The 22,370-nt window shown below is 66.5% G+C and carries 23 protein-coding genes; 9 read left to right on the forward strand and 14 right to left on the reverse strand.

The features are described from left to right. Positions 1-22: 22 nt before the first annotated feature. The 3 genes from ACFWUP_RS14275 to ACFWUP_RS14285 form a co-directional block, all read right to left on the reverse strand. Positions 23-1,180, reverse strand: a complete 1,158-nt coding sequence (locus tag ACFWUP_RS14275; RefSeq protein ID WP_379234227.1) for a fatty acid desaturase family protein — start codon at positions 1,178-1,180, stop codon at positions 23-25. Between the two features lie 133 nt (positions 1,181-1,313). Continuing rightward, positions 1,314-3,128, reverse strand: a complete 1,815-nt coding sequence (locus ACFWUP_RS14280) for an AMP-dependent synthetase/ligase (RefSeq protein ID WP_379234229.1) — start codon at positions 3,126-3,128, stop codon at positions 1,314-1,316. 19 nt (positions 3,129-3,147) lie between these two features. Then, a complete protein-coding gene (locus ACFWUP_RS14285; RefSeq protein ID WP_379234231.1) occupies positions 3,148-4,428 on the reverse strand; it encodes a YhgE/Pip domain-containing protein in 1,281 nt (426 codons plus the stop codon). Between the two features lie 79 nt (positions 4,429-4,507). On the opposite strand from ACFWUP_RS14285, the gene ACFWUP_RS14290 reads away from it, so the two are divergent. After that, on the forward strand, positions 4,508-5,098 hold the full coding sequence (locus ACFWUP_RS14290; RefSeq protein ID WP_379234233.1) for a TetR/AcrR family transcriptional regulator: 591 nt from the start codon (positions 4,508-4,510) through the stop codon (positions 5,096-5,098). A gap of 236 nt (positions 5,099-5,334) precedes the next feature. Then, complete coding sequence (locus ACFWUP_RS14295) at positions 5,335-5,715, forward strand: DUF4234 domain-containing protein (RefSeq protein WP_379234235.1); 381 nt, start codon at positions 5,335-5,337, stop codon at positions 5,713-5,715. A 19-nt stretch (positions 5,716-5,734) separates the two neighbouring features. Here the strand turns inward: ACFWUP_RS14295 and ACFWUP_RS14300 are convergent, their stop codons facing one another. Continuing rightward, positions 5,735-6,535, reverse strand: a complete 801-nt coding sequence (locus ACFWUP_RS14300) for a carbonic anhydrase (protein WP_379234237.1) — start codon at positions 6,533-6,535, stop codon at positions 5,735-5,737. 392 nt (positions 6,536-6,927) lie between these two features. On the opposite strand from ACFWUP_RS14300, the gene ACFWUP_RS14305 reads away from it, so the two are divergent. Further along, positions 6,928-7,866: an SMP-30/gluconolactonase/LRE family protein gene (locus ACFWUP_RS14305; protein ID WP_379234239.1), complete on the forward strand. Its 939-nt coding sequence runs from the start codon at positions 6,928-6,930 to the stop codon at positions 7,864-7,866. A gap of 5 nt (positions 7,867-7,871) precedes the next feature. On the opposite strand, the gene ACFWUP_RS14310 is transcribed toward ACFWUP_RS14305, so the two are convergent. The 8 genes from ACFWUP_RS14310 to ACFWUP_RS14345 form a co-directional block, all read right to left on the reverse strand. Next, positions 7,872-8,288 (reverse strand): GNAT family N-acetyltransferase, encoded by a 417-nt coding sequence (locus tag ACFWUP_RS14310; protein ID WP_379234241.1) that lies wholly within the window; start codon positions 8,286-8,288, stop codon positions 7,872-7,874. Between the two features lie 85 nt (positions 8,289-8,373). Beyond that, on the reverse strand, positions 8,374-10,746 hold the full coding sequence (locus ACFWUP_RS14315; RefSeq protein WP_379234243.1) for an ATP-binding cassette domain-containing protein: 2,373 nt from the start codon (positions 10,744-10,746) through the stop codon (positions 8,374-8,376). A gap of 58 nt (positions 10,747-10,804) precedes the next feature. Continuing rightward, positions 10,805-11,215, reverse strand: a complete 411-nt coding sequence (locus ACFWUP_RS14320) for a VOC family protein (RefSeq protein ID WP_379234245.1) — start codon at positions 11,213-11,215, stop codon at positions 10,805-10,807. A gap of 10 nt (positions 11,216-11,225) precedes the next feature. Next, positions 11,226-11,669 carry a helix-turn-helix transcriptional regulator gene (locus tag ACFWUP_RS14325; RefSeq protein ID WP_379234247.1) on the reverse strand — a complete coding sequence of 148 codons (444 nt, stop codon included), beginning with the start codon at positions 11,667-11,669 and terminating at the stop codon, positions 11,226-11,228. Between the two features lie 39 nt (positions 11,670-11,708). Beyond that, positions 11,709-12,107, reverse strand: coding sequence for a MerR family transcriptional regulator (locus ACFWUP_RS14330; protein WP_379234249.1), 399 nt, complete (start codon positions 12,105-12,107; stop codon positions 11,709-11,711). Positions 12,108-12,116: 9 nt separating this feature from the next. Continuing rightward, positions 12,117-12,662, reverse strand: a complete 546-nt coding sequence (locus ACFWUP_RS14335) for a class I SAM-dependent methyltransferase (protein WP_379234250.1) — start codon at positions 12,660-12,662, stop codon at positions 12,117-12,119. 17 nt (positions 12,663-12,679) lie between these two features. Beyond that, positions 12,680-13,237 (reverse strand): isochorismatase family protein, encoded by a 558-nt coding sequence (locus ACFWUP_RS14340; RefSeq protein ID WP_379234252.1) that lies wholly within the window; start codon positions 13,235-13,237, stop codon positions 12,680-12,682. A 21-nt stretch (positions 13,238-13,258) separates the two neighbouring features. Continuing rightward, on the reverse strand, positions 13,259-14,050 hold the full coding sequence (locus ACFWUP_RS14345) for an N-acetylmuramoyl-L-alanine amidase-like domain-containing protein (protein WP_379234254.1): 792 nt from the start codon (positions 14,048-14,050) through the stop codon (positions 13,259-13,261). Between the two features lie 329 nt (positions 14,051-14,379). On the opposite strand from ACFWUP_RS14345, the gene ACFWUP_RS14350 reads away from it, so the two are divergent. Beyond that, positions 14,380-15,405: a glucose 1-dehydrogenase gene (locus ACFWUP_RS14350; RefSeq protein ID WP_379234256.1), complete on the forward strand. Its 1,026-nt coding sequence runs from the start codon at positions 14,380-14,382 to the stop codon at positions 15,403-15,405. Positions 15,406-15,429: 24 nt separating this feature from the next. Here ACFWUP_RS14350 and ACFWUP_RS14355 read toward each other — a convergent pair whose 3' ends face one another. Continuing rightward, on the reverse strand, positions 15,430-16,161 hold the full coding sequence (locus ACFWUP_RS14355) for a DsbA family oxidoreductase (RefSeq protein ID WP_379234258.1): 732 nt from the start codon (positions 16,159-16,161) through the stop codon (positions 15,430-15,432). 183 nt (positions 16,162-16,344) lie between these two features. On the opposite strand from ACFWUP_RS14355, the gene ACFWUP_RS14360 reads away from it, so the two are divergent. From ACFWUP_RS14360 to ACFWUP_RS14370, 3 genes are read left to right on the forward strand one after another with little or no spacing between them, the layout of a single operon-like run. After that, positions 16,345-17,067: a histidine phosphatase family protein gene (locus ACFWUP_RS14360; RefSeq protein ID WP_379234259.1), complete on the forward strand. Its 723-nt coding sequence runs from the start codon at positions 16,345-16,347 to the stop codon at positions 17,065-17,067. Between the two features lie 52 nt (positions 17,068-17,119). Beyond that, on the forward strand, positions 17,120-18,436 hold the full coding sequence (locus tag ACFWUP_RS14365; protein WP_379234261.1) for a threonine/serine exporter family protein: 1,317 nt from the start codon (positions 17,120-17,122) through the stop codon (positions 18,434-18,436). 28 nt (positions 18,437-18,464) lie between these two features. Then, entirely contained in the window at positions 18,465-20,324 is a 1,860-nt protein-coding gene (locus ACFWUP_RS14370) for a Na+/H+ antiporter (RefSeq protein WP_379234263.1), read from the forward strand. Between the two features lie 4 nt (positions 20,325-20,328). Here the strand turns inward: ACFWUP_RS14370 and ACFWUP_RS14375 are convergent, their stop codons facing one another. Then, the gene (locus ACFWUP_RS14375) at positions 20,329-20,874 is read right to left on the reverse strand and encodes a TetR/AcrR family transcriptional regulator (protein WP_379234265.1); all 546 of its coding nucleotides are present in this window, start codon (positions 20,872-20,874) and stop codon (positions 20,329-20,331) included. A gap of 214 nt (positions 20,875-21,088) precedes the next feature. On the opposite strand from ACFWUP_RS14375, the gene ACFWUP_RS14380 reads away from it, so the two are divergent. After that, a complete protein-coding gene (locus ACFWUP_RS14380; protein WP_379234267.1) occupies positions 21,089-21,697 on the forward strand; it encodes a TetR family transcriptional regulator in 609 nt (202 codons plus the stop codon). Positions 21,698-21,709: 12 nt separating this feature from the next. Further along, a complete protein-coding gene (locus ACFWUP_RS14385) occupies positions 21,710-22,366 on the forward strand; it encodes an enoyl-CoA hydratase-related protein (protein ID WP_379234269.1) in 657 nt (218 codons plus the stop codon). Positions 22,367-22,370 lie beyond the last annotated feature (4 nt).

A 22,370-nucleotide genomic window follows, 5' to 3' on the forward strand; every position in this document is an offset into this window, starting at 1 on the left:
GGGGCATCGCGGTTCGTCGGAATCAGGCCGGAACGGGCGTGAGGCGCCGGGATTCGGTGGCCTTTTCGGAGCTCGTTTCGGGGGCTTCGTCGGCGTCGGCGGTGAGGTATTTGTCGGGCAGCGACAGTTTGGCGATGGTGCGCAGGGTCAACGCGTACTGACGGACCAGACTGCCGGTCGTGTACGGAAGACGGTATTCGGCAGCGAGTTTGCGCACCTCACGCTGAATTTCCGGGAGCCGGTTGCTCGGCAGGTCCGGGAACAGGTGATGTTCGATCTGGTGGCTGAGGGTGCCGGTCATGATGCGCATCACGGGGCCGACCTCGATATTGGCGCTGCCCAGGTACTGGCGCAGATACCATTCGCCGCGGGTCTCGTTCTCGATATCGCGTTTGGTGAACTTCTCGGCACCGTCCGGGAAATGTCCGCAGAAGGTGACGATCTGCTCCCAGACGTTCTTGGTCAGGTTGGCGGTGATGTTGGCGCGGATCGTCGATTTCCAGTTGCGCCCGGTCATCGCGGGGAAGATGACGTAGTCCTTTAGCAGCTGTTTTCCTGCCTTGTGGACGATCTCGTCGCGGGCTTTCAGGAAGCTCTTCTTGTCCTTCTTACCTGCCAGGACGCGCGGAATCTCCAAGTGGTACACGCACATTCCCAGCTCGTACAGCAGCGACACCGGGATGAGGTAGACGAAGTTGCCGAGGTGGTAGGGACGCCAGCGGCGGTCGCGGGTGATGCGCAGCAGTCCGTAGCCCTCGTCAGGGTCGAGGCCGAGCACGTTGGTGAAGACGTGGTGGCGGTAGTTGTGCGCTTCTTTCCAGTGCGCGGCGGGCATGGAGTGGTCCCATTCCCAGGTGGTGGAGTGGATTTCCGGGTCGTTCATCCAGTCCCACTGGCCGTGCATGACGTTGTGCCCGATCTCCATGTTCTCGAGCACCTTGGACAGGGTGAGCAGCCCTGTCCCCCACCACCAACTACGTTTGCGACCCGAGTCGAGCAGCACCAGCCGGGCGGCGATCTCGCAGGCCCGCTGCACACCGATGACGGTCTTGATGTATTTCGCGTCGCGCTCGCCCAAGCTGGATTCGATCTGCTCGCGCAGTGCGTCCAGTCGCTGCCCGAACTCTTCGATGTCGGTCGGCGAGAGGTGCGTGTACGCCTCGACGTCAGATATAGCCATTCGCTGTCTTCAACCCCTGTTCTGGTGCCGCCGCGCCGGGCGCGGTCCAGGTGAGAGTACGAACTCAGGGGCCGTTGCGGACCGGAAGTAAGTAATTAAGGAGACGTAACAGACTGATGGACCGGATTTGGTGTCATCGACTGTCGTCGGTGGCGGGGCCGTAGATCTTCTCGACGTCAGTGGCGTACTTCCGCATGACCTCTGCGCGCTTGAGCGACATCTTCGGCGTCAGTTCGCCGGTCGTCTCGGTCCAGTCGACGGGCAGAATGCGGATCTTCTTGATCGCCTCGGCCTTGGACACGTTCTTATTGGTGTCGGCTATCGCCGCATCGATCTCGGCGGTGAGATCCGGGTTCGCGATCAAAGCTTCGGTGGTGGTGTCGGCGGGCAGGTTGTGGCTGTTCTTCCACGCGGGGAGCGCTTCGGGGTCGAGGGTGATCAGGGCACCGACGAACGGGCGACCATCACCGACCACCATCGCCTGGCTGATCAGCGGGTGGGCGCGCAGTGAATCCTCGAGTAATCCGGGCGAGACGTTCTTTCCGCCTGCGGTGACGATGATTTCCTTCTTGCGGCCGGTGATGGTGAGGTAGCCGTCGCGGTCGATGGTGCCGAGGTCGCCGGTGCGGAACCAGCCGTCGTCGAAGGCGTCGGCGGTGGCTTCGGGGTTGCCCCAATACTCGCCGAACACGACCGGTCCGCGCAGCAGGAGTTCGCCGTCTGCGGCGATCTTGACGCCGTGGCCCTCGGTCGGGCGGCCGACGGTGCCGATTCGGGTGTTCGCGGGGGTGTTCACGGTGATGGCGGCGGTGGTTTCGGTGAGGCCGTAGCCCTCGTAGATGGGGAGGCCGGCGCCGCGGAAGAAGTGGCCGAGTCGGGCACCGAGGGGTCCGCCGCCGGAGACCGCCGCACCGCACTGTCCGCCGAGTGCGAGGCGGAGTTTGCGGTAGACGAGCTTGTCGAACAGGGTGTGCTTCAGCCGCAGGAGCACACCGGGGCCGCCGGTATCCAGGGATTCGCTCCAGGCGACTGCCGTCTCGGTGGCCAGGTCGAAGATCTTGCCCTTGCCGTCGGCGTGCGCCTTCTGCTTCGCACCGTGGAAGACCTTCTCGAACACCCGCGGCACCGCGAGGATGAAGTCCGGGCGGAAGCTGCCGAACTGCTCGACCAGCGTGGACCAGTCGGAACTGAACGCGACGACCACTTTCGCATCGAGTCCTGCCAGCGTCACGGCACGCGCGAAAACGTGGGCGAGCGGCAGGAACATCAGCGTCTTGTTGCCTTCGCAGACGAACGCGCTCAGAGCGATACGGTCGGCTTTCGACTCGGCCCAGAGGTTGGCGTGCGTGAGGATCACGCCCTTGGGGCGGCCGGTGGTGCCGGAGGTGTAGATCAGGGTGGCGGGCGAGGACGCTCCGACCTGGGCGCGGCGGGTGTGGACGGCCTGGTCGTCGAGGTGGGCGCCGCGACCGGTCAGTTCGTCGACGAGGCCGTGGTCGATCTGCAGGGTTTCACGCAGCGCGGGCAGGGCGGCGGGGTCGATCTGCTCGATGACGTTGCGGTGTTTGTCGCTGTCGACGATGAGCAGTTTCGTCGCGGAATCCTGCAGGATCCACTTCGCCTGTTCGGCGGCGGAGCTGTCGTAGATGGCGACCGTGCAGCCGCCGGTGGCCCAGATCGCGTGGTCGAGTACGACCCATTCGTACCGGGTGGGGGCCATGATCGCGACGCGGTCACCGAGTTCGATGCCGGTGGCGATGAGCCCCTTCGCCACATCGGTGACTGTTCGGGCGAATTCGGCGGCGGTGACATCGACGAGTTCACCGCCGCCGTTCGCAACGTTGAACAGCACTGTGTGCGGTGACTGTTCGGCGTGGCGGAACACGCTGTCGGAGTTGTTCGCGTGCTCGGGAATCAGGTAGGAAGCCGGGGCTTCGAACTCCTCCATTACGGGGCCCTCCACGGGGTTACTGCGCGGGCGCGAGGCGATGCAGCCCGCGCAGGTCGTAGGTGTTGGTCGCGACGGCACCGAGGACCAGGCCGATCGCCAGGCCGGCGAGGGTCATCCAGAGTCCCTGCGCCATACCGGCTTCCATGTGTCCGTCGAAGAACAGGATGGCGCGCACGGCCAGGTAGATCTGGTGCATGGGTTCGAAGGTGGCCATGTCGGCGATCCAGCGCGGGGTCGCTTCCAGGGGGATGGTGCCCGAGGACGACGGGATGCCGAGCACCACGAACACGATGAGGTTGATCATCAGCCCCGCCGTGCCGAACGCGGCCATGACGGACAGGCCGGTGATGGCGATGGCGGCGATGGCCAGTGCGCCGTAGAGGAACAGCAGCAGCGGCCGTTCGAGCGACATGTTCAGCAGGGCACCGATGCCGAGGAATACCGCCGAGGCGATCGGTGCGCTGATCGCGGCGATCCCCCATTTGATGAGCAGGGTGCGCCAGCGGCTGATCGGGGCGCGCGTGGCCGGTTTGTGCCAGGGGCCGTATTCGGCGGGGACGAAGCCGAGCGAGGCGTCGACCAGCGAGTTGATCATCATGGCGCCGCTGAAACCGACGATCAGCAGGACCAGGGTGTAGAAGAACGCCGCCAGGCCTTGGCCGGTGCCTTCGGGGAGCGGGTGATACGGCGTGACGACAACGTCGATCGGCGTGCTGAGCTGCAGTTGGGCGGCGCCGCTGAGCGGGGTGGTGCCGATCGCGGCCTTGACCTGGTCGGCGAGCTGGGTGCCGACGGTGGTGTTCACCTGGGTCATGGCCTGGTCGGCGATGGTTTGCATGATCTGTGCGGCGAGGGTTCCGGCGCGCGGGTTGGTGAGCACGGAGATGATCGGCTGTTCGATCTCGCCGGGGACCACCGAGGCGGTGCCGAGGATGGCGACGCGCTTGGTGAAGTCACCGGGGATGACGATGGCGCCGTAGACCTCGCCGTTGCGCAGTTGTCGCTGGGCTTCGTTGATGCCGACTTCGCGCAGGTCGATCTTGTCGGCGGGGATGTTCGCGCTCAGCGCCTCGGTGATCTGTTCGCCGATGTTGGTGGGTTTGCCTGCGACGGTGTCGCCGACGTCCTGGTTGACCAGCGCGATCGGGAAGTCGTGCAGGTGTTTCTCTGGATCGGCGGTGTAGCCGAGGTACATGGTGCCCAGCAGCGCCGCGAGGATGGTGACCAGGGTGATCGGGGCCAGCCATTCGCGGATCGGCATGCTGCGCTGGCGGGGTGGCGCGGTGTTGTCAGTCATGGCGTTTGCCAATGTAGTCAGTGACTACAAAGTAGTCAACGCAAACATTCTGCGCTGTGTCAGATATCCTGCTCCTACCATGTCGCTGCACACCCCGTACCACCACGGAGACCTCCGCGCCGCGCTGCTCACCCGCGCCGAGGCGACATTGCGCGCGGCAGGCGTCGACGGGCTTTCGCTACGTCAGCTGGCCCGCGACACCGGGGTCAGCCATGCGGCCCCGAGTCGACACTTTCGCGACAAACAAGCACTACTCGACGCGCTGGCCGTCGTCGGACTACACCGCCTCGGCGGCTGTTTCGAGCAAGCGGTGATCGAAGGACCGATCACGAAACGCCTGCAAACGGTCGCCCACGCCTACCTGCGGTTCGCCGTCGACAATCCCGAACTCCTGCCGCTGATGTTCGCGCGCAGGCACAATTCCTCCGCCGACATCCAGCAAGCCGTTGACCGCGCGTTCGCCGTCCCCATCGCGCTCATCGCCGAGGGCCAAGCCGCAGGCGAGATCGTCGCGGGTGAACCACGACGCCTCGGGATCACCGCCTTGGCAGCCCTACAGGGTTTGGCCACCTTCATCGGCTCCGGCTACACCGCCGACTTCGACTCCGAACAGCTACTCGACGATCTGGTGAGCCACCTGACCCTTGGCTTACTCCCCCGGTCGAGCTGACCAATCATGTCGACGCGATTCGGTGCTTTCCACAATCGCGCGACGATTCTTCGGTGAGATATCCAGTCGAGGTTTCGACCTGCGCAAGCATCTGGCGCTGCGGTGGCGGAAGTACCTGTGGTGCAGTATGTTTCGCTTCGCCCACGAGGCCGGGGGGAATATCGCTTCGCGACCATTCTCGCCTGCCTGTTGCCTGTGGGCGGCTCTGTTCCGAACGAAGATAGGTTTCACTGACAATGACCACCACCCTCACCCAGTCTCCGGTTCTCAAGCGCAATCCGGTGCTGGTGTGGATCGTTTTTCCGATCATCACGCTCGGGATCTACTTCTTCGTCTGGTACTACAAGATCCACAAGGAGATGGCCGAGCAGCGTCGTGATTCCGAGGCTCCGGTCGCGGGCCCGCTGCTGGTGATGATCTTCCTCGGCTGGACCGGCATTGCCGCGCTCATCAGTTTCTGGCGGACCGGTAGCCGCATCCGCGCGACGCAGGAGAACGCCGGCCTGGAACCGTCGTGCAGCCCCGGCATCGCGTTCCTGCTGAATTTCGTCCTCGGCCTCGGCATCCTGTACTACCAGGTCGAGCTGAACAAGATCGCCGCGCTCGACCACCAGTAGCTGCGAACGACGCCCGGTTTCAGTTACCTCCAGCGAGGACCACCGGGCGTCCGTAGCGCGGTTGGGTCGGGCGGTTGCTGTGGGGGAACATGGCGCGGTAATTGTCGATGTCGGTGACGGAGACTGCGGTCGAGTGGCGCAAGACGGTCCACTCGACGCCCTCGGTGCAGGGTGGTGTGGTGAGGGAGCCCTGGTAGCGGAATTGGGCGAGATCGACCGGCAGGAATTCGCGGGGGTCGACGGCGGCGACTGCTTCGGTGCGGCCGGGATGGGCCGGCGACGCGGCGAGCACTCGGCTCAGTGGTGTCGGATCGTCGGCAGCGCGCAGCAGCACCGCGAGAACTGCCAGGCGGCCGGACGGTGCGGTATGGACGAGATGTAGCTCCATGGCGGCCTCGTCGCCGTCGACAGTGTGTTCGCTCGGCAGGTGGAAGTGGAACTGGGTCAGGGTGAATCGGGTGCCGTCGACGACGATGGCGTTACCGGACTCGGCCGGAACGCTCGCCTGGATGGTGTGACCGTTGTTCAGCAGCGTCACTGCCGAGACGGGGCGGTAGTCGACCTCGATGTGGTCGGTGGGGTGAATTTCGGTGGGGCTGTCCAGTGCGATCGGCGATTGGGCATGACCGGCCCGGCAGGTCGCATACCCGCGGTCGAGGTCGGCCCAATGATCGGGACCTTCGGCGTCGTAATCCCAGTGCGGTTCACCGGCCACCACCGATCCCCCGCAACCGGCCACCGCGAGCAGTGCCAGCGCGACGAGAGCACTGCGCCGGTTCACGACGGATCGAACGGGACTCGCACTACCGAGAACCGACACCGGCTCAGCTCCTTACCACGGTTCTGCCGACGGCCCGGTGAGTCCGGGATGGCAGGGCACGCAATCAGCGAATCAATCACTCGACGGTGTCCGATTTGCACCGAATATCCTTCTAGTGCAATCGTTTTCGCCTCGTCATGAGGACATAGGCTATGCCGGTGGTCACCACCGAGGCCAGAGCCGAAGGCGGCGACATAGGTCACACTGGCCGAGATGTTTTTCTGAAGTAGTCGCTCACTTTTCTCGTCAGTCGTGACCGACTCAGTCGCTTCCCACCCAAGTCGGGGGCGGACTCGGCTAGCGTGCGCATGATCGCGGCGTTGCCGCGGCTCTTCGGCCGGAAATCGGCTTCTTATGCCGGTCGAATCTCATCCCCTGTAGTGAGGTGCCCAATGCAGGCCCAGTATCGAATCGTCCTCCCCCTCGCGACATCGGCGTTCATCGCTGCTGCCGTCGTCGTCGCGCCGACCGCGCAAGCCGGGGGTAACTGTGTCGGCGCGGGTCAGTCCGGGGTGCAGGTCGCTGCCGTGCCGGGTGTCGTGGAAGGGCTGACGGTCGATGCCGAAGGCCGTGCCTACACCACTGATCTCGTGACCGGACGCGTGTATCGGATCGACGCCCCCGGCTCCCGGGCCGTCGTCGTCGCGACCGTGCCCAGTGGTGGCGCCGGTGCGCTCGCTTGGACGCGCGACGACAAGCTTCTCGTCGGTTACGGAGCCGACGCCCGGGTTGTGGTCGGTGACTTGGTGCGCCAGGCAGGCATCGTGCAGGTCGATCCCGACACCGGCGCGGTGACGCCGTTCGCCGCCGGACTCAGTGCCGCCAACGGTATGGACGTTGCCGCCGACGGCACGGTGTACGCCACGAACGACTTCGGCAATCTCGTCGGCCGCGTCGGTACCGACGGCACGGTGCGGGCCGATTGGGCGAAGTTCCCCAGCGCCAACGGTGCCGTGCTCGGCGCCGACGACGAATACCTGTATGTCTCCCGCACTTTTGTCAATCCGGGAGTCAGCCGGATTCCCACCGCCTCACCCGGCGCACCACAATCACTGCTGAATCTCGACGCCACGGCCACCCCCGACGGCCTGACGTTGGACTCCATGAACCGCCCGGTGGTCCCCCTCAATCTCTCGGGCCGCATCATCCGCGTCGACGCACCGAACCAGTACTGCGTCCTCGGCACGTCAGGCCCGCTGACCAGCGTCGTCACCTACGGCCGCGGTACCACCGGCTTCTCCGCCGGCCGACTGTTCGCCGCCACCTTCACCGGCGCGATCTACGAGATCCCCGGCGCCTTCGACCCGAACGCCCTCACCGCCACACCGTGACCCGTTCACGAGGGGTTGTCGGGCCAGTTCTTCTCCAGCCACTGGTCGGGTTTGGGGTGCGGGGCGAAACCGTAGGGGCGGTAGAGCTCGTGGGCGTCGGCGGTTGCCAGGAGCATACGGCGTAGGCCCCAGGTGTCGGCGTCGGCCATGATCCGGTCGAGGAGGAGTTTGCCGATGCCTTTGCCGCGGTGAGGGCGGTCGACGTAGACGTCGGAGAGCCAGGCGAAGGTGGTGCGGTCGGTGATCAGGCGGGCGAAGGCGATCTGGGTGCCGTCGTCGAACACGCTGTAGGGCAGCGAATTCTCCACCAGACGTTCGATGCGTTCGCGGCTGCGGCCGAGTGCCCAGTAGGCGTCGGTGGACAGGCGGTGATGGAGCCAGTCGAGGTCGACGGCGCCTGGATCGGTGGAGATCTCGAGCATCGGTCCAGAATAGTCAGCCGTACATCCCCTGCCTGGGCGCGGGAATCGTTCGGCCGGGCTCAGTCCGAGCCCGGCCGAACGTCTTTCAGGCTCCGACGTACTCGGCGAGGTGCTGGCCGGTGAGGGTGGAGCGGGCTTCGACGAGGTCGGCGGGGGTGCCTTCGAAGACGATCTGGCCGCCGTCGTGGCCCGCGCCGGGGCCCAGGTCGATGATCCAGTCGGCGTGGGCCATCACGGCCTGGTGGTGTTCGACGACGATGACGGACTTGCCCGCTTCGACGAGGCGGTCGAGCAAGCCGAGGAGCTGTTCGACGTCGGCCAGGTGCAGTCCGGTGGTGGGTTCGTCGAGGATGTAGGTGCCGCCCTTGTCGGACATGTGCGTGGCAAGCTTCAGGCGCTGACGTTCACCGCCGGACAGGGTGGTCAGTGGCTGGCCGATGGTGAGGTAGCCGAGACCCACTTCGCTGAGATGGGTGAGGATCTTGTGGGCGGCGGGGGTGCGGGCTTCGCCTTCGCCGAAGAAGTCGCGTGCTTCCTCCACCGGCATGGACAGCACGTCGCTGATGTTCTTGCCCGCGAACCGCAGTTCGAGCACGTCGGCTTGGAAACGCTTGCCCTCACACACCTCGCACCTGGTCGAGACGCCCGCCATCATCGCCAGGTCGGTGTAGACCACGCCCGCACCGTTGCAGTTGGGGCACGCACCTTCGGAATTGGCGCTGAACAGGGCGGGTTTGGCGCCGGTGGCCTTGGCGAAGGCTTTGCGGATGTGGTCGAGCAGGCCGGTGTAGGTGGCGGGGTTGGAGCGGCGCGAACCCTTGATCGGGGCTTGGTCGATGGAGATGACACCCTCGTCGACAGGGATGGAGCCGTGGACCAGGGAGCTCTTGCCCGAACCCGCGACGCCGGTGATCGCGACCAGGACGCCGAGGGGGATGTCGACGTCGACCTTGTTCAGGTTGTTGGCGACCGCACCGCGAATCTTCAAGGCGCCGTTCGGCTTGCGCACAGAATCCTTGACTGCGGCCCGGTCGTCGAAGTGGCGGCCGGTCACGGTGTCGCTCTTACGCAGGCCGTCGACGGTGCCTTCGAAGCAGATGGTGCCACCCTTGGAACCGGCCGCGGGGCCGATGTCGACGATGTGGTCGGCGATGGCGATGGTCTCGGGCTTGTGTTCGACCACCAGTACCGTGTTGCCCTTGTCGCGCAGGCGCAGCAGCAGGCCGTTCATGCGCTGGATGTCGTGCGGGTGCAGGCCCGCGGTCGGCTCGTCGAACACGTAGGTGACGTCGGTGAGCGAGGAACCCAGGTGGCGAATCATCTTGACGCGCTGGGCTTCACCACCGGACAGCGTGCCCGACGGGCGCGACAGCGACAGGTACCCGAGGCCGATCTCGACGAAGGAATCGAGGGTTTGGCGCAGCGACTCGAGCAGCGGGGCGACCGAGGGGTCTTCGATGTCTTTGACCCATTCGGCCAGGTCGGTGATCTGCATGGCGCACGCGTCGGCGATGCTCAGGCCCTTGATCTTCGACGAGCGCGCGGCCTCGGACAGGCGGGTGCCGTCGCAGTCCGGGCAGGTGCCGAAGGTGACCGCGCGCTCGACGAATGCGCGCACATGCGGCTGCAAGGAATCAATGTCCTTGGACAGCATCGACTTTCGCAGCTTGGGAATGAGACCTTCGTAGGTGAGGTTGATGCCTTCGACCTTGACCTTGGTCGGCTCCTTGTACAGCAGGTCGGCGAGCTGCTTTTTGGTGTACTTCTTGATCGGCTTGGCCGGATCGAAGAAGCCGGAACCCTTGAAGATGCGCCCCATCCAGCCGTCCATGCTGTAGCCGGGGATCTTGAACGGGCCGTCGTCGAGGGACAGGTTCTCGTCGTAGAGCTCGGTGAGGTCGATGTCGTTGATCAGACCCTTGCCCTCACAGGTGGGACACATGCCGCCGGTGATGGAGAAGCTGCGCCGTTCCTTGACGGTGACCCCGTTCTTCTCCACCTCGACCGCGCCCGCACCGCTGATCGAGGCCACATTGAACGAGAAGGCCTGCGAGGAACCGATGTGCGGGTCGCCGAGGCGGCTGAACAGGATGCGCAGCATGGCGTTGGCATCGGTGACGGTGCCGACGGTGGAGCGCGGGTTGGCGCCGAGGCGGGACTGGTCGACGAGGATCGCGGTGGTCAAACCTTCGAGCACGTCGACGTCGGGGCGGGACTGGCTGGGCATGAAACCCTGCACGAACGCGCTGTAGGTCTCGTTGATCAGGCGCTGTGACTCGGCGGCGATGGTGCCGAAGACCAGCGAGCTCTTGCCCGACCCGGACACACCGGTGAAGACGGTGAGCCTGCGCTTGGGGATCTCGATACTCACATCACGCAGGTTGTTGACCCGCGCGCCGTGCACGCGGATCAGATCATGGCTGTCCGCGGGCTCGATGGTCTTCTTGGCCGTGCTCATGGGTCTCCCTCGATCAGTCGACATCGCCGAAGTACGAATCTACCGGCGCGGTGGCCTACTAGGCCTGCTGGATGCGGACCATGTTTCCGGCGGGGTCGCGGAAGGCGCAGTCGCGGATGCCGTAGGGCTGATCGGTGGGTTCCTGCACGACCTCGATATTGCTGTCTGCCTGCAGTTTCTCGAACAGGCCGTCGAGGTCTTCGGTGGCGAGGTTGATCGCGGCGTAGGTGCCCTTGGCCATCATCTCGCTGATGACGCGGCGTTCTTCGTCGGTGATGCCGGGGTCGGCGGCCGGTGGGTGCAGCACGATGGAGGTGTCGGGCTGGTTGGCCGGGCCGACGGTGATCCAGCGCATCCCGTTGTAGCCGACATCGTTGCGGACCTCGAAGCCGAGCGCGTCGCGGTAGAAGGCGAGGGCGGCGTCGGGGTCGTCCTGGGGCAGGTAGGTCTGGGCGATGGTGAGGTTCATGGCGACCACGCTAATTGCCCCTCGGAGCCGAAGCTTCTCGATTCCTGATCGGTCTGGTCACCTTCTTGACCACGCACGACGGCATGCCCGCGGTCTGCTGGTCCTGCTGCTGTTTGTAGACGCTGGGCGGCACGCCGACGAGTTCGGTGAAGCGGGTACTGAAGGTGCCGAGCGACGACGAACCGACGGCAAAACACACCTCGGTGACACTGAGGTCGCCGCGACGCAGCAGCGCCATCGCTCGTTCGATGCGGCGGGTCATCAGATAGGAGTACGGCGATTCCCCGTAGGCGAGGCGGAACTGGCGACTGAGATGCCCGGCGGACATGTGGACGCCGCGAGCGAGGGCCTCGACATCGAGCGGTTGGGCGTATTCACGGTCGATGCGGTCACGCACGCGACGCAACAGCGCGAGGTCGCGCAGGTGCTGTGGTTTCGCGGGTGTTCCGGTCACCTACGCGATCCTCCCACGTCGGGCGGTGTGCGGATCAGGTCAGGTGTCGAGAACTCGGTCGAGTTCGGCACGGAAATGGGGGCAGGTGCGGAAGTCCTCGGCGTCACAGTCGAGGACGTGGGTGACCGCGTCGAGGGCGGCGCGGGTGCGCGCGATCTGGTCGGCGAGGCGGTCGCGGTGTGACTCGAGTACCTCGCGCCGGGTGGTGCGGTCCGGGGCGCGCAGGAACAGGACGGCGAGATCGTCAAGCGATAACCCGGCTTTCTTGCCGAGGACGATCATCGCGATCGTGTCGATGTCGGTGTCGCGGTAGTGGCGGCGTCCGGCCGCATCACGGGGTGGACAGAGCAGTCCGCAGTCCTCCCAGTGGCGCAGGACGTGGGTCGCGAGCCCGAACCGTGCCGCCAGCGCGCCGATCGTGGCGTGTTCCTCGGCCATTGCCCGAGCCTATGCGCTGACGCGGTAGCAGGTGATCACCGCGACGGGATGCCAAGGCAGGCGGATGGTTTCGGTCTCCACCGCACCGAAGACCGTACTGAGGGCGCGCCGGATTTCGTGGGTTCGGGTGAACCGGAAGTCATAGAGCGCGGCGATGCCCGCGGGGCGCAGTACTCGACGCAGTTCGGTGACGGCGGCGGACAGATCCGGCCATTCGTGCATGCTCAGGCTCGAGACAGCGACATCGATGCTCGCGTCGGGATGCGGGAGATCGGCGACGTCGGCCACCGCCAAATCGACCGCGTGATCGGCGAGGGTGCGGCGGGCGATATCGATCATGTGTGGGGACAGATCGATGCCGTGCAGTCGCAGATCGGGGCGTCGGGCTGCCAAGTGGGACAGCAGCTTTCCCGGGCCGGTGCCGAGGTCGATGACGGTGGTCGAGTGGGCGGTGCGGGTGTCGATGTCGGTAGCTATCCGCCGGTACAGGCCGGTGAGAAGGCGGGTGGCGCGGCGGTCGTAGCCGAGGCTCTGTTCGTATCCGAAGGTGGTCATAGGACCACGATGGCTGTTCAGGTCGACTTGAAGTCAAGCTCTTCTGTCGGGCGGACTGCGGCGGTGCGGCCGGGAGCCTGCTGGAACTGCCAGTACAGGTTGGTGTGGGCGATGACTTCTTCGGGTTTCGGTGCGCCCCACCGGGTTTTGTCGCCCGCGGTGTGGGCGTCGGCGACGAGGGTGACGTCGTAGCCGCGCACGAACGCTCCGTGGATGGTGGATCGGATGCAGGCGTCGGATTCCGCGCCCGTGACCACCAGGTGGCCGGCTCGCGCGGCGGCGAGTACGTCCTCGAGGGCGGTGTCCTCGAACGAATCGCTGTAATGCTTGGGGACCAGCGCTTCGGCATCCGTGCGGTTGAGCTCGGGGACGTAGCGCCACGGCTCGGTCCCTTCGACCAGGTCTTCGGACGAGTGCTGGATCCAGATGACCGGGACCTCGGCCAGGCGTGCCCGGTCGACGAGGGCGGCGATATTGGCGACGACCTCGTCCCGGCGGGGTGCTTCGTCGACGACGCCGTTCTGGACGTCGACGACGAGCAGTGCGGTGTTCGGGCGATCGGGCAGCGTGGTCATGGGCAATCCTCGGAAGACGGGTCAGAGTGGGCGCAGGACGACGATGCCGGGGACGGTAGCGAGGTAGTCTGACAACGGGGTGTCGACGACCTGGTAGTTCGCGGCGAGGGAGGAGGCGTTGCGGAAGACGGGACCGGTGGGGGTTTGGACGATGATGCCGACGTGAGTGACGTCGAGCCCGGCTTCGGGGGTGTAGGCACCGAGATAGTCGCCCGTGCGCAGGGCCGCCTGTACTCCCCCATCGACGGAACCCGAGGGAATCTGTGTGATGGCCCGGTCCACCACGGGAACGCCAGGCAGGTACAACCCTCCGTCGGCCTTCGCGTTGAGGTGCTTGGTCGTGGTGATTGCGGCGGGGCTCAGACTCGCGGTGATGTCGGTGGCGGCGCGGCGTTCGCGGGTGGCCCAGTCGGTGAAAAAGTGCTTGCGCTGGGCGAATTCGACCTGGCCATCGATGTAGCGGTCGGCGACGAGTTCGTTGACGAACTGGTCGCGGTCGGCGGCGCGGGAAGCGGCGTCGATGTAGTCGAGGAAGGTGAAGCAGTCCACGCGGCGCAGGTCGACGACCAGTTGTTCGCGTTGCGTCGCGGAGCCGACCAGCATGTTCGCCCCGTAGGGGGTGCCGAGTAAGCGAGCCGAGAGTCTTTCGATCAGCTCGGGTCTGTTGCTGCTGCCCGTTTCGGCGCGCACGGCGAGCAATTCGTCGATCTTGCGCACGGAGGTCTCGTCGATGACGGCAGGGTAGGCCAGTGCAGGCGCACCCGCGCACAGCAGTGCGGCGAGCACGAGCAGTATCCGGACGATGATGCGCAAGACGCCTCCAGCTGGCCACGGTCGATCGGTGCGAGCGTTGTCCACCGTAACCGACACCACCGACACGTTTGCCTTGTCAGGCCGGGCAGCCACGACGAAGGTGGAGCACAACGGACCCGGACAGCGACGATGCCGAATATTCGCGAACGGTAACGTAACGGCCTTTTATGACCGTGTTCGCGTATCGTTTTCGCAGGTAGTCCGTGTTCGCGGCGAGTTCGCGATGGGGTTGCTCCCCCTGGTGTCGTGGATGTGGTTCGTGCAGACGTCGACCATTGGCCCGTCCGGGCGGAAGGGATGCCGAAATGCGTGCGTTGACAGTGGTTCCCATGCAGAAGCAATCACTGAAAGTGGAGGATGTGCCCGACCCGGTCGTCGGCCCCGGCGAACTACTCGTCGACGGGATCTCGCTGGGGATCTGCGGCACCGACCGCGATATCGCGCAGGGCAACTACGGGTGGCTGCCCCCCGGCAAGTCACGGATGGTCCTCGGCCACGAATCGCTGGGCCGGGTCAAGACCGCGCCCGCTGGCAGCAAGTTCGCTGCGGGTGATCTGGTGGTCGGGATCGTGCGCAGACCGGACCCGGTGCCCTGCGGTGCGTGCGCGCGCGGCGAATGGGACATGTGCCGCAACGGAATGTATGTCGAGCGCGGAATCAAGGAGATCGACGGATACGGGTCGACCGCCTGGACCGTGCGCGAGGACTTCGCGGTGAAGCTCGATCCGAAGCTGGAGAAGGTCGGGGTGCTGCTGGAACCGACGACAGTGGTGGCCAAGGCGTGGGACCAGATCGAGAAGATCAACAACCGGGCCTGGTTCGACCCGCGCAAGGTGCTGGTCACCGGCGCCGGGCCCATCGGGTTGCTCGCGGCGCTGCTCGGCGCCGAGCGAGGGCTCGAGGTCCACGTGCTCGACCGCACAACCGGTGGGGTGAAAGAGGAACTCGTGGAGGCGTTGGGCGCCACCTTCCACACGGGGACCGCGGCCGCGGTGGCCGAAGCGATCCAGCCCGACATCGTCATCGAGGCAACCGGTGCGCCCGCGGTGGCGTTGCAGGCGATGGAGATCAACAACCCCGGCGTGATCATCTGCCTGACCGGGGTGTCGACGCCAGGTGTCGACAGTGAGGTCGACGTGGGCGGCCTGAACCGCAATATCGTGCTCGACAACGCGGTGGTGTTCGGTTCGGTCAACGCCAACCGCCACCACTACGAGCAGGGCGCGCAAGCTCTCGCCAAGGCCGACGAGTCGTGGCTGGCACGGCTCATCACCCGGCGGCTGCCGTTGGAGAAGGCCCTCGACGCGTTCGGTCCCGGCGGCGACGACATCAAGGTCGTCATCGACCTGGCCTGACCACCCCGACGAGGTCCGCGGTGGTCAGTCGACCGCCGCGGACCCGGTCTGCGGGACCGCGCAACCATCAGGGCCGCAGGTGTCACCGTCGGCGATGACCTGCGGGGAGGGTCGATCGTTCCACGCGGTATTCAGTGCGCGAGTGAAGGTTTCGGCCGGCTGTGCACCCGAGACCGCGTACTTGCCGTCGAAGACGAAGAACGGCACACCGGTCGCACCGAGCGCGGCCGCCTCGGCCTCGTCGCGGCGAACCGCGTCGGCGTAGGCGTCGGGGTCTGCCAGCACCGCGCGCACCGAGTTCTCGTCGAGTCCGGCGCGCACCGCCAGCGCGACAAGGCGTTCGGTGTCGCCGAAGACCGGTTCGGGTTCGGCGAAATTGCCCGCGTACAGCGCGTCGAGCATGGCCTCCTGCTTGCCCTGGTCGAGGGCGTAGTGCAGGAGCCGGTGCATGTCGAAGCTGTTGCCGGAGTCGCGGCCGGAGGTTTGGTAGGGCAGGCCCATGGCCGCGGCCTGGGCGCCGATACCGCGTTCGTTGGCGGCGGCCTGGTCGACGGTGATGCCGTACTTGGCGGCGATCGCCGGAATGACCGGGCGGGTGGATCCGGCGGGCAGCGTCGGATCGAGTTCGAAGGAGCGGTGCACCACATCGACGTCGTCACGGTGGGCGAAGTCGGCCAGTGCCTCGTCGAAGCGGGCCTTGCCCAGGTAGCAGAACGGGCAGTTGATGTCGGTCCAGATCTCTACTGTGGTGCTCAAGCGGGCCTCCTGCGGCGCATCGACGTATGCGGCGGGGTCCGTCGCACAGTTGTAGGACAGGCGTTTCGATTCGGGGAATACAACGTCGGCAACGATGCCGCTATTCCCCGGCGCGCCCGGGCACGACGCCGGCGAGCACGAAGGATTTCGATGGGGTTCGATCAGCGAAAGGGGTGGGTGCAGATGCCCGAAGGATTGGTGGTGCCGCGCGCGCTGGGCGGTTTGTGGGCGGTGCGGCACGCGCAGAGCGAGGCCAATGTGTGGTTCGCCGATCCTGCGACCGGTCAGCGACCCATGCCCGGCACCGACGCGGGCGTGGAGTTGACCGAGTACGGGCAGTGGCAGGCGCACCGACTCGGTGACTGGCTGGCGGGGTTGGCCGGTGTGCAGCGGCCCACGCTCGTGGTCTGCTCCCCCTACCTGCGCACCCGGGTCACCTGGGCGGTGATGGCCGAGGCCGCCGCCGCCCGCAACCGGCACCTGCACCCGATCCGCACCCTGGTCGACGAACGGTTGCGCGATCGGGAGATGGGGGTGTTCGAACTGCACCCGTACCGGGCGATCCGGCGACGCGCCCCCGAGGAAGGCGCGCGCCGGGAAAAGGTCGGCAACTGGGTGTATCGCCCGCCGGGTGGCGAATCGCTGGCCGATGTGGCGATGCGGGTGCGCAGCTTCGTCGACGAGCTGGAACTGGTGGCCGCGGGCGAGCAGGTGCTGGTGGTGACCCACGACGCGGTGGTGCTGTCGTTGCGCTACATCCTCGACGGACTCGGTGCGCCGGTACCGGATTCGCTCGAGCCGGTGCCCAACGCGTCGGTGTCGCAGTGGCGGCGTGAGGGTGCGCGGTTGGCGCTGCGGGTGTGGGGGTCGGTGGATCACCTCACAGCCGACGAACAGGCAGGTTGAGGCGTCGTGCGTGTCGCCCGATCAGGCAGGCGGGGGCCGATACATTGGCCAGATGTCGAACCTCAGCGGAGACAACGACAGCGCGTCGAACCAGGCCGCGGCGGGATCCGACGGCGACGACCGCCGGATCGAGGCCGCACTCGAGTTCCTCACCGAATTGGCCACCTCGACACTGGAATCCGGTTACGCCACCGAAGCGTCGATCCTGATGGTGAAGTCGTGCGCCGCGCGGTGGGGACTGCACGATGTGACGGTGAGCAGTCTCGGCCGGATGGTGATCATCCAGTGCGCCGCGGGCGAGGGGCGCGTGCTGTCGCGTGTGGCCGAGGCATCGTCACTGGACGCCTACGACTGCGACCGGATGCGTCGCTTGAAAGACGTTGCCCGACAGACAGTTACCGACGATCTCTCCCCGGTCGACGCCTGCGATCTGCTGAAGAAGGCCGATATCGGTCCGCAACCGTTTCCGTGGTGGTCGGTGCAGGCGGGCGGGGTGCTGCTGGCGTTCTGCATCTGTCTGCAGATCGGTGGCAGCGCGCTCGCCGCGGCGCTGGCGGCGGGCACACAGTTGGTGGTGAACCTGAGCGGGCGCGGATTCGGTGCCCACCACGTGCCCAAGTTCGTCGCCGTGGCGGTGCAGGCGCTGATGGCGGGCGCGATCGGTGGGACGTTCCACCTGGTCGGCTGGCTGTCGGTGGCACAGGCCGCGACGGTGATCGCGACCACCTGGGTCCTGATAGCGCCACTGCCGCAATTGATCTCGACCGCGATCGATGTGGTCAGTGCCGACAGCCTGACGGCGTTGGCGCGAGCTCTCGGCGCGGCGTTGATCATCGGCGGGATCGTGCTCGGCGGCTTGATCACCCTGGCCTTGGCATGGCGTTTCGATCTCGGCGTCGCCAATGACGCCACCCTGCCGGTGTTGCCGGTCTGGCTGGGCATCATCTTCGCGATCCTCGGCGCGATCGGCAACGCGCTGTTCAACGTGGGCGGGCGCAACCTGCTGCTGCCCGCCGCGGGGGTCGGGCTGATCACGGCGTCGGTGAACCAGACCTTGATCCACGTCGGGCACATGCCCTCGGCATGGGCGGGCCCGATCGCGGCGATCGTGCTCGGGATGATCGCCGCGGCCTCGGCGGACCGACTGCGGTTGCCGATGTCGGCATTGGCGCTGGTCGGGATCACCGGCGCGTTGCTGCCCGGTCTGATCGTGTGCCAGGGATTGATCCTGTCGGTGTACAAGGTGTCGGGGGTCGGGTATTTCGTGCAGGCGGCGGCGGTGTGCGTGGCGCTGGGGCTCGGTGCGAGTTTCGGGGTGTACCTGTGGTCGGTGCTGGCGCGGCGACCGTGGGCGGCGACGACCGACTGATCGGTCCCGTGAGTGGGAGAATGCACGCGTGGATGTCGCGATCGGTCTGGTGGTCCTGCTCGGCTCGGCGACCGCGCTGGCGGCGCTGGCGCGCAGATTCGGGGTGTCCGAGCCGCTGGTCCTGACCTTGGCCGGGGTCGCCGCCTCCTATCTGCCGATGGTCCCGCAGGTGCACCTGGAACCGGAAGTGGTGCTGCTGGGCCTGCTGCCGCCGCTGCTCTACACCGCCGCCCTGCGCACCTCACTGGTCGATTTCAAGGACAACCTGCGCACCATCGCCTCGCTGTCGGTGGGGTTGGTGCTGTTCAGCACGTTCGCGGTGGCGCTGGTGGTGTGGTGGTTGCTGCCGGTACCGTTCGCGGCCGCCGTCGCCCTCGGTGCGGTGGTCGCTCCCCCGGACGCCGTCGCCGCGACCGCGGTGGCACGGCGCACCGGCATGCCACGCAGCATCGTGACGGTGCTCGAGGACGAGTCACTGTTCAACGACGCGACCGCGCTGGTGGCGTTGCGGTCGGCGATCGCGGCGATGGCCGGTGCGGTGACGGCCTGGCAGATCGGCGGCGATTTCCTGATCGCGGCCGTCGGCGGCGCGGTCATCGGAGCAGTCGTGGCAGCCGTGTTGGCGATGCTGCGCAGGCGGATCACCGATCCGGTCCTCGATACGTCGGTGTCGCTGCTGGCCCCGTTCGTGGCGTACCTGCCCGCCGAGCACTTTCACGCCTCGGGCGTGATCGCCGTGGTGACCTGCGGGATGATCCTGGGCCACGGTGCGCAACGCTGGCAGGGCGCGGCCTCACGGATCGCCGAGACCACCAACTGGCGCACCATCCAGTTCATTCTGGAGAGCGCGGTGTTCCTGATCATCGGGTTGCAGGTCCGCTGGATCGTCGACGGTGCCTGGCACAGCGGACTTGACCACACCACCCTCGTCGTCACCGCGCTCGCGGTATTGGCCGCGGTGATGCTGGCCCGGCCGATCTGGGTGTTCACGCCGGTACTGGTGGCCAGACTCTTCGGGCGCACCACCGAGCCGTTGAGTCATGCGGCGGTGGTGTCCTGGGCGGGGATGCGTGGCGTGGTGACCTTGGCCGCGGTGCTGCTGCTCCCTGATTCGACACCGCAACTGCCGGTGCTGGAACTGCTGGCCCTGGTGGTGGTCGGCGGCACCCTGCTGGTCCAGGGCAGCTCGTTGCCGTGGCTGGTCCGATTGCTGCGCTTGCGCGGGCCAAGCCGCGAGGAGGACGCGCTCGCGAAAGCCGATCTGCTGCAACAGGCTTCGACCGCGGGCTTGGCCGAACTGAACCGCCAGATCGGGCCGAACACCCCGGAACCGGTGATCGAGTCGCTGCGCCAACGACTCACCTGGCGTTCCAACGCCGCCTGGGAACGACTGGGCCGCCCCGAAGCCGAACTGGTGACACCGACCGCGGAATACCGGCGGCTACGCCTGGCGATGCTGCGCGCCGAACGCGACGCGGTGCTCGAGGTGCGCGACAAGGGCGCCGCCGATTACGAAGTGCTGCAACACGTCTTCGCCCAGCTCGACCTCGAGGAATCGATCATCGACCGCTTCGACGAAAACGATGACGAGCGCCGCGCGGAACCGCTGTCGACCGCGGCAGGAGCGCAGGGCTGCGTGCACCTGGACGAGGCGCCGCTACTGGCCCAACCACCCGCAGGCGAACTGGTGTGCAGGCACTGTCTCGACGAGGGTTTGCAGTGGGTGCATCTGCGAATGTGCACCGCCTGCGGCAACATCGGCTGCTGCGAGTCCTCGATCGGCAACCACGCTGACGCCCACTACCGGTCTTCGGAACATCCGGTGATGCGCAGTGTGGAACCCGGCGAGCAGTGGCGCTGGTGCTACGTCGACCACCTGCTCGGCTAGAGGATCAGGCGCGGTGGGAGTAGATCAAGCGGGCGTACTCGGCGAGCAAATGGTCTAGTTCGGTGGATTCGCCTGCGGCAGCGAGCTGTTGGTAGCCGATGATCATCGCCATCCCGAATTCGGTGACGACAGTGGCGGTGTCGGTGTCGCCGACCACGCCGTCGATCACGCGATGCACGGTGCGCCTGCGTGACTCGTCGACCCGCTTGACGGTGACGTGTACCGATTCGTCGTTGGCCGCCCAGGCACGCAGTGCCGCCTCGGCGCCGTGTTCGAGTCCGCTGGCGAGCACCGACATGGCGCGCACGTCGGCGTCGGCGTCACCGTGGCCGACGTCGAGCGCGCGTAGCTCGACCATCTGACGGTTCTCCCAGTGTTCGAGCAGGGTGTCGACAAAGCCCTGCCAGGAACCGAAGTGGTGATAGAACGAGCCGCTGGTGACGCCGAGCCGACGGCACAGCACGCCGATGTTGAGACCTTTGAAACCGAACTCTGCGAGCACCACCACCGCGGTGTCGAAGTACTGCTCCTTGGTGACCACTCGGGACATCGCGATGCCGTTCTGTTCGTGCGGGCAGGGGCCGAAGAATGCGAACAGTACCCCATCGTATCGAGCCCCCGCGTCTACGTAACGTTGTCTACGTTGCGCTCCGATCGGCCTACCCGACCACGAAATACCAAGTGGCGGAACGAAATCCGTGCACAGAGGCGGAAAATCCCATCCGGATGGAATAGCAGAGCAGACGCTCTGTAAACTATTGTTCATGCCGAGACCGCGCACGCACGACCCGCAGACGGTTCTGGACGCCGCCGAGAACCTCGCGGCCCGTTCCGGACCCGCCGCGGTGACGGTGCGCGCAGTCGCCGCCGCGACTGGAGTATCCAACGGCGCGCTCTATCACACATTTCAGTCCCGACAGGTTGTGCTGGGGCGCACCTGGTTACGCGCCGCGCACCGATTTCTCGACCTCCAGACCGCCGACATCGACCGCGCCGTCACCGCCGCCGACCACGACACCCGCATCGAGGCGGTCCTCGACGCCGCCGAAGCACCCGCGAGACTGGCCGACAAGCACCCCGACTCCGCGCGCCTGCTGCTGCTCGTCGACCGCGCCGAACTCCTCGCCGGTGACATCCCACCCGCACTCGCGCAGGAGATCGCCGACACCGAGAAGGCCCTTGTCGCGGCCCTCAACCGGCTCGCGCGCACCCTGTGGGGTCGAGCCGACCGGCGCGGCGTCGCCACCGTCACCACCTGCCTGGTAGACCTGCCCACCGCGCTGCTGCTGCGCCGCGACCGGCTCACCGACCCCCTGGCTCGTGCCCAGCTGCGTGCTGCCGTGCGTGCCGTCCTCGACCTCGGTCCCCACTGAAAAGGAAACCCCGTGCCCACACTGCGCCACCATGATTCGATCGCCGTCCTCGACCTGGGCGAGGGCGAGAACCGCTTCTCCCCCGACTATCTCGCCGAACTGCACACCCACCTCGACACCGTCGTCGCCGAGGGCGCCCACGCCCTGGTGACCACCGCGACCGGCAAGATCTACTCCAACGGCCTCGACCTGGACTGGCTCGCGGCCAACGGTGACCGGGCCGCCGAGTACGTCGCCTCGATCCACACCCTGTTCGCCCGGGTCCTCACCCTGCCCATGCCGACGGTCGCCGCGATCAGCGGACACGCGTTCGGGGCGGGTGCGATGGTGGCGATGGCCCACGACTACCGGGTGATGCGCGCCGACCGCGGCTACTTCTGCTTCCCCGAGGCCGATATCCGCATCCCGTTCACCAACGGCATGGCCGCGCTCATCCAGGCGAAGGTGACCCCGAAGACCGCCATCGCCGCCATGACCACGGGTCGCCGTTTCGGCGGGCCCGATGCCTTGGCCGTGGATCTGGTCGACGCCACCGCCGCCGAAGGCGAAGTCCTCGACGCCGCACTGGCATTGGTCGCCCCGCTGGGCGGCAAGGATCAGCCCACGATGACGGCCATCAAATCGGTGATGTTCGCCGACGTCCTCGACGCGCTGCGCACCCGCGACTGAGTCA

It is taken from the genome of Nocardia sp. NPDC058658 (assembly GCF_042716665.1).
In the GTDB taxonomy this organism is placed as follows: domain Bacteria; phylum Actinomycetota; class Actinomycetes; order Mycobacteriales; family Mycobacteriaceae; genus Nocardia.

Excerpts from the sequence above, each read along its gene's own strand:
- ACFWUP_RS14275 (WP_379234227.1), bottom strand. The coding sequence starts at position 1,180 with ATGGCTATATCTGACGTCGAGGCGTACACGCACCTCTCGCCGACCGAC.
- ACFWUP_RS14320 (WP_379234245.1), bottom strand. The coding sequence starts at position 11,215 with ATGAACCTCACCATCGCCCAGACCTACCTGCCCCAGGACGACCCCGAC.
- ACFWUP_RS14335 (WP_379234250.1), bottom strand. The coding sequence starts at position 12,662 with ATGACCACCTTCGGATACGAACAGAGCCTCGGCTACGACCGCCGCGCC.
- ACFWUP_RS14365 (WP_379234261.1), top strand. The coding sequence starts at position 17,120 with ATGTCGAACCTCAGCGGAGACAACGACAGCGCGTCGAACCAGGCCGCG.
- ACFWUP_RS14360 (WP_379234259.1), top strand. The coding sequence starts at position 16,345 with ATGCCCGAAGGATTGGTGGTGCCGCGCGCGCTGGGCGGTTTGTGGGCG.
- ACFWUP_RS14340 (WP_379234252.1), bottom strand. The coding sequence starts at position 13,237 with ATGACCACGCTGCCCGATCGCCCGAACACCGCACTGCTCGTCGTCGAC.
- ACFWUP_RS14350 (WP_379234256.1), top strand. The coding sequence starts at position 14,380 with ATGCAGAAGCAATCACTGAAAGTGGAGGATGTGCCCGACCCGGTCGTC.
- ACFWUP_RS14330 (WP_379234249.1), bottom strand. The coding sequence starts at position 12,107 with ATGGCCGAGGAACACGCCACGATCGGCGCGCTGGCGGCACGGTTCGGG.
- ACFWUP_RS14380 (WP_379234267.1), top strand. The coding sequence starts at position 21,089 with ATGCCGAGACCGCGCACGCACGACCCGCAGACGGTTCTGGACGCCGCC.
- ACFWUP_RS14290 (WP_379234233.1), top strand. The coding sequence starts at position 4,508 with ATGTCGCTGCACACCCCGTACCACCACGGAGACCTCCGCGCCGCGCTG.
- ACFWUP_RS14280 (WP_379234229.1), bottom strand. The coding sequence starts at position 3,128 with ATGGAGGAGTTCGAAGCCCCGGCTTCCTACCTGATTCCCGAGCACGCG.
- ACFWUP_RS14310 (WP_379234241.1), bottom strand. The coding sequence starts at position 8,288 with ATGCTCGAGATCTCCACCGATCCAGGCGCCGTCGACCTCGACTGGCTC.
- ACFWUP_RS14305 (WP_379234239.1), top strand. The coding sequence starts at position 6,928 with ATGCAGGCCCAGTATCGAATCGTCCTCCCCCTCGCGACATCGGCGTTC.
- ACFWUP_RS14375 (WP_379234265.1), bottom strand. The coding sequence starts at position 20,874 with ATGTCCCGAGTGGTCACCAAGGAGCAGTACTTCGACACCGCGGTGGTG.
- ACFWUP_RS14295 (WP_379234235.1), top strand. The coding sequence starts at position 5,335 with ATGACCACCACCCTCACCCAGTCTCCGGTTCTCAAGCGCAATCCGGTG.
- ACFWUP_RS14285 (WP_379234231.1), bottom strand. The coding sequence starts at position 4,428 with ATGACTGACAACACCGCGCCACCCCGCCAGCGCAGCATGCCGATCCGC.
- ACFWUP_RS14315 (WP_379234243.1), bottom strand. The coding sequence starts at position 10,746 with ATGAGCACGGCCAAGAAGACCATCGAGCCCGCGGACAGCCATGATCTG.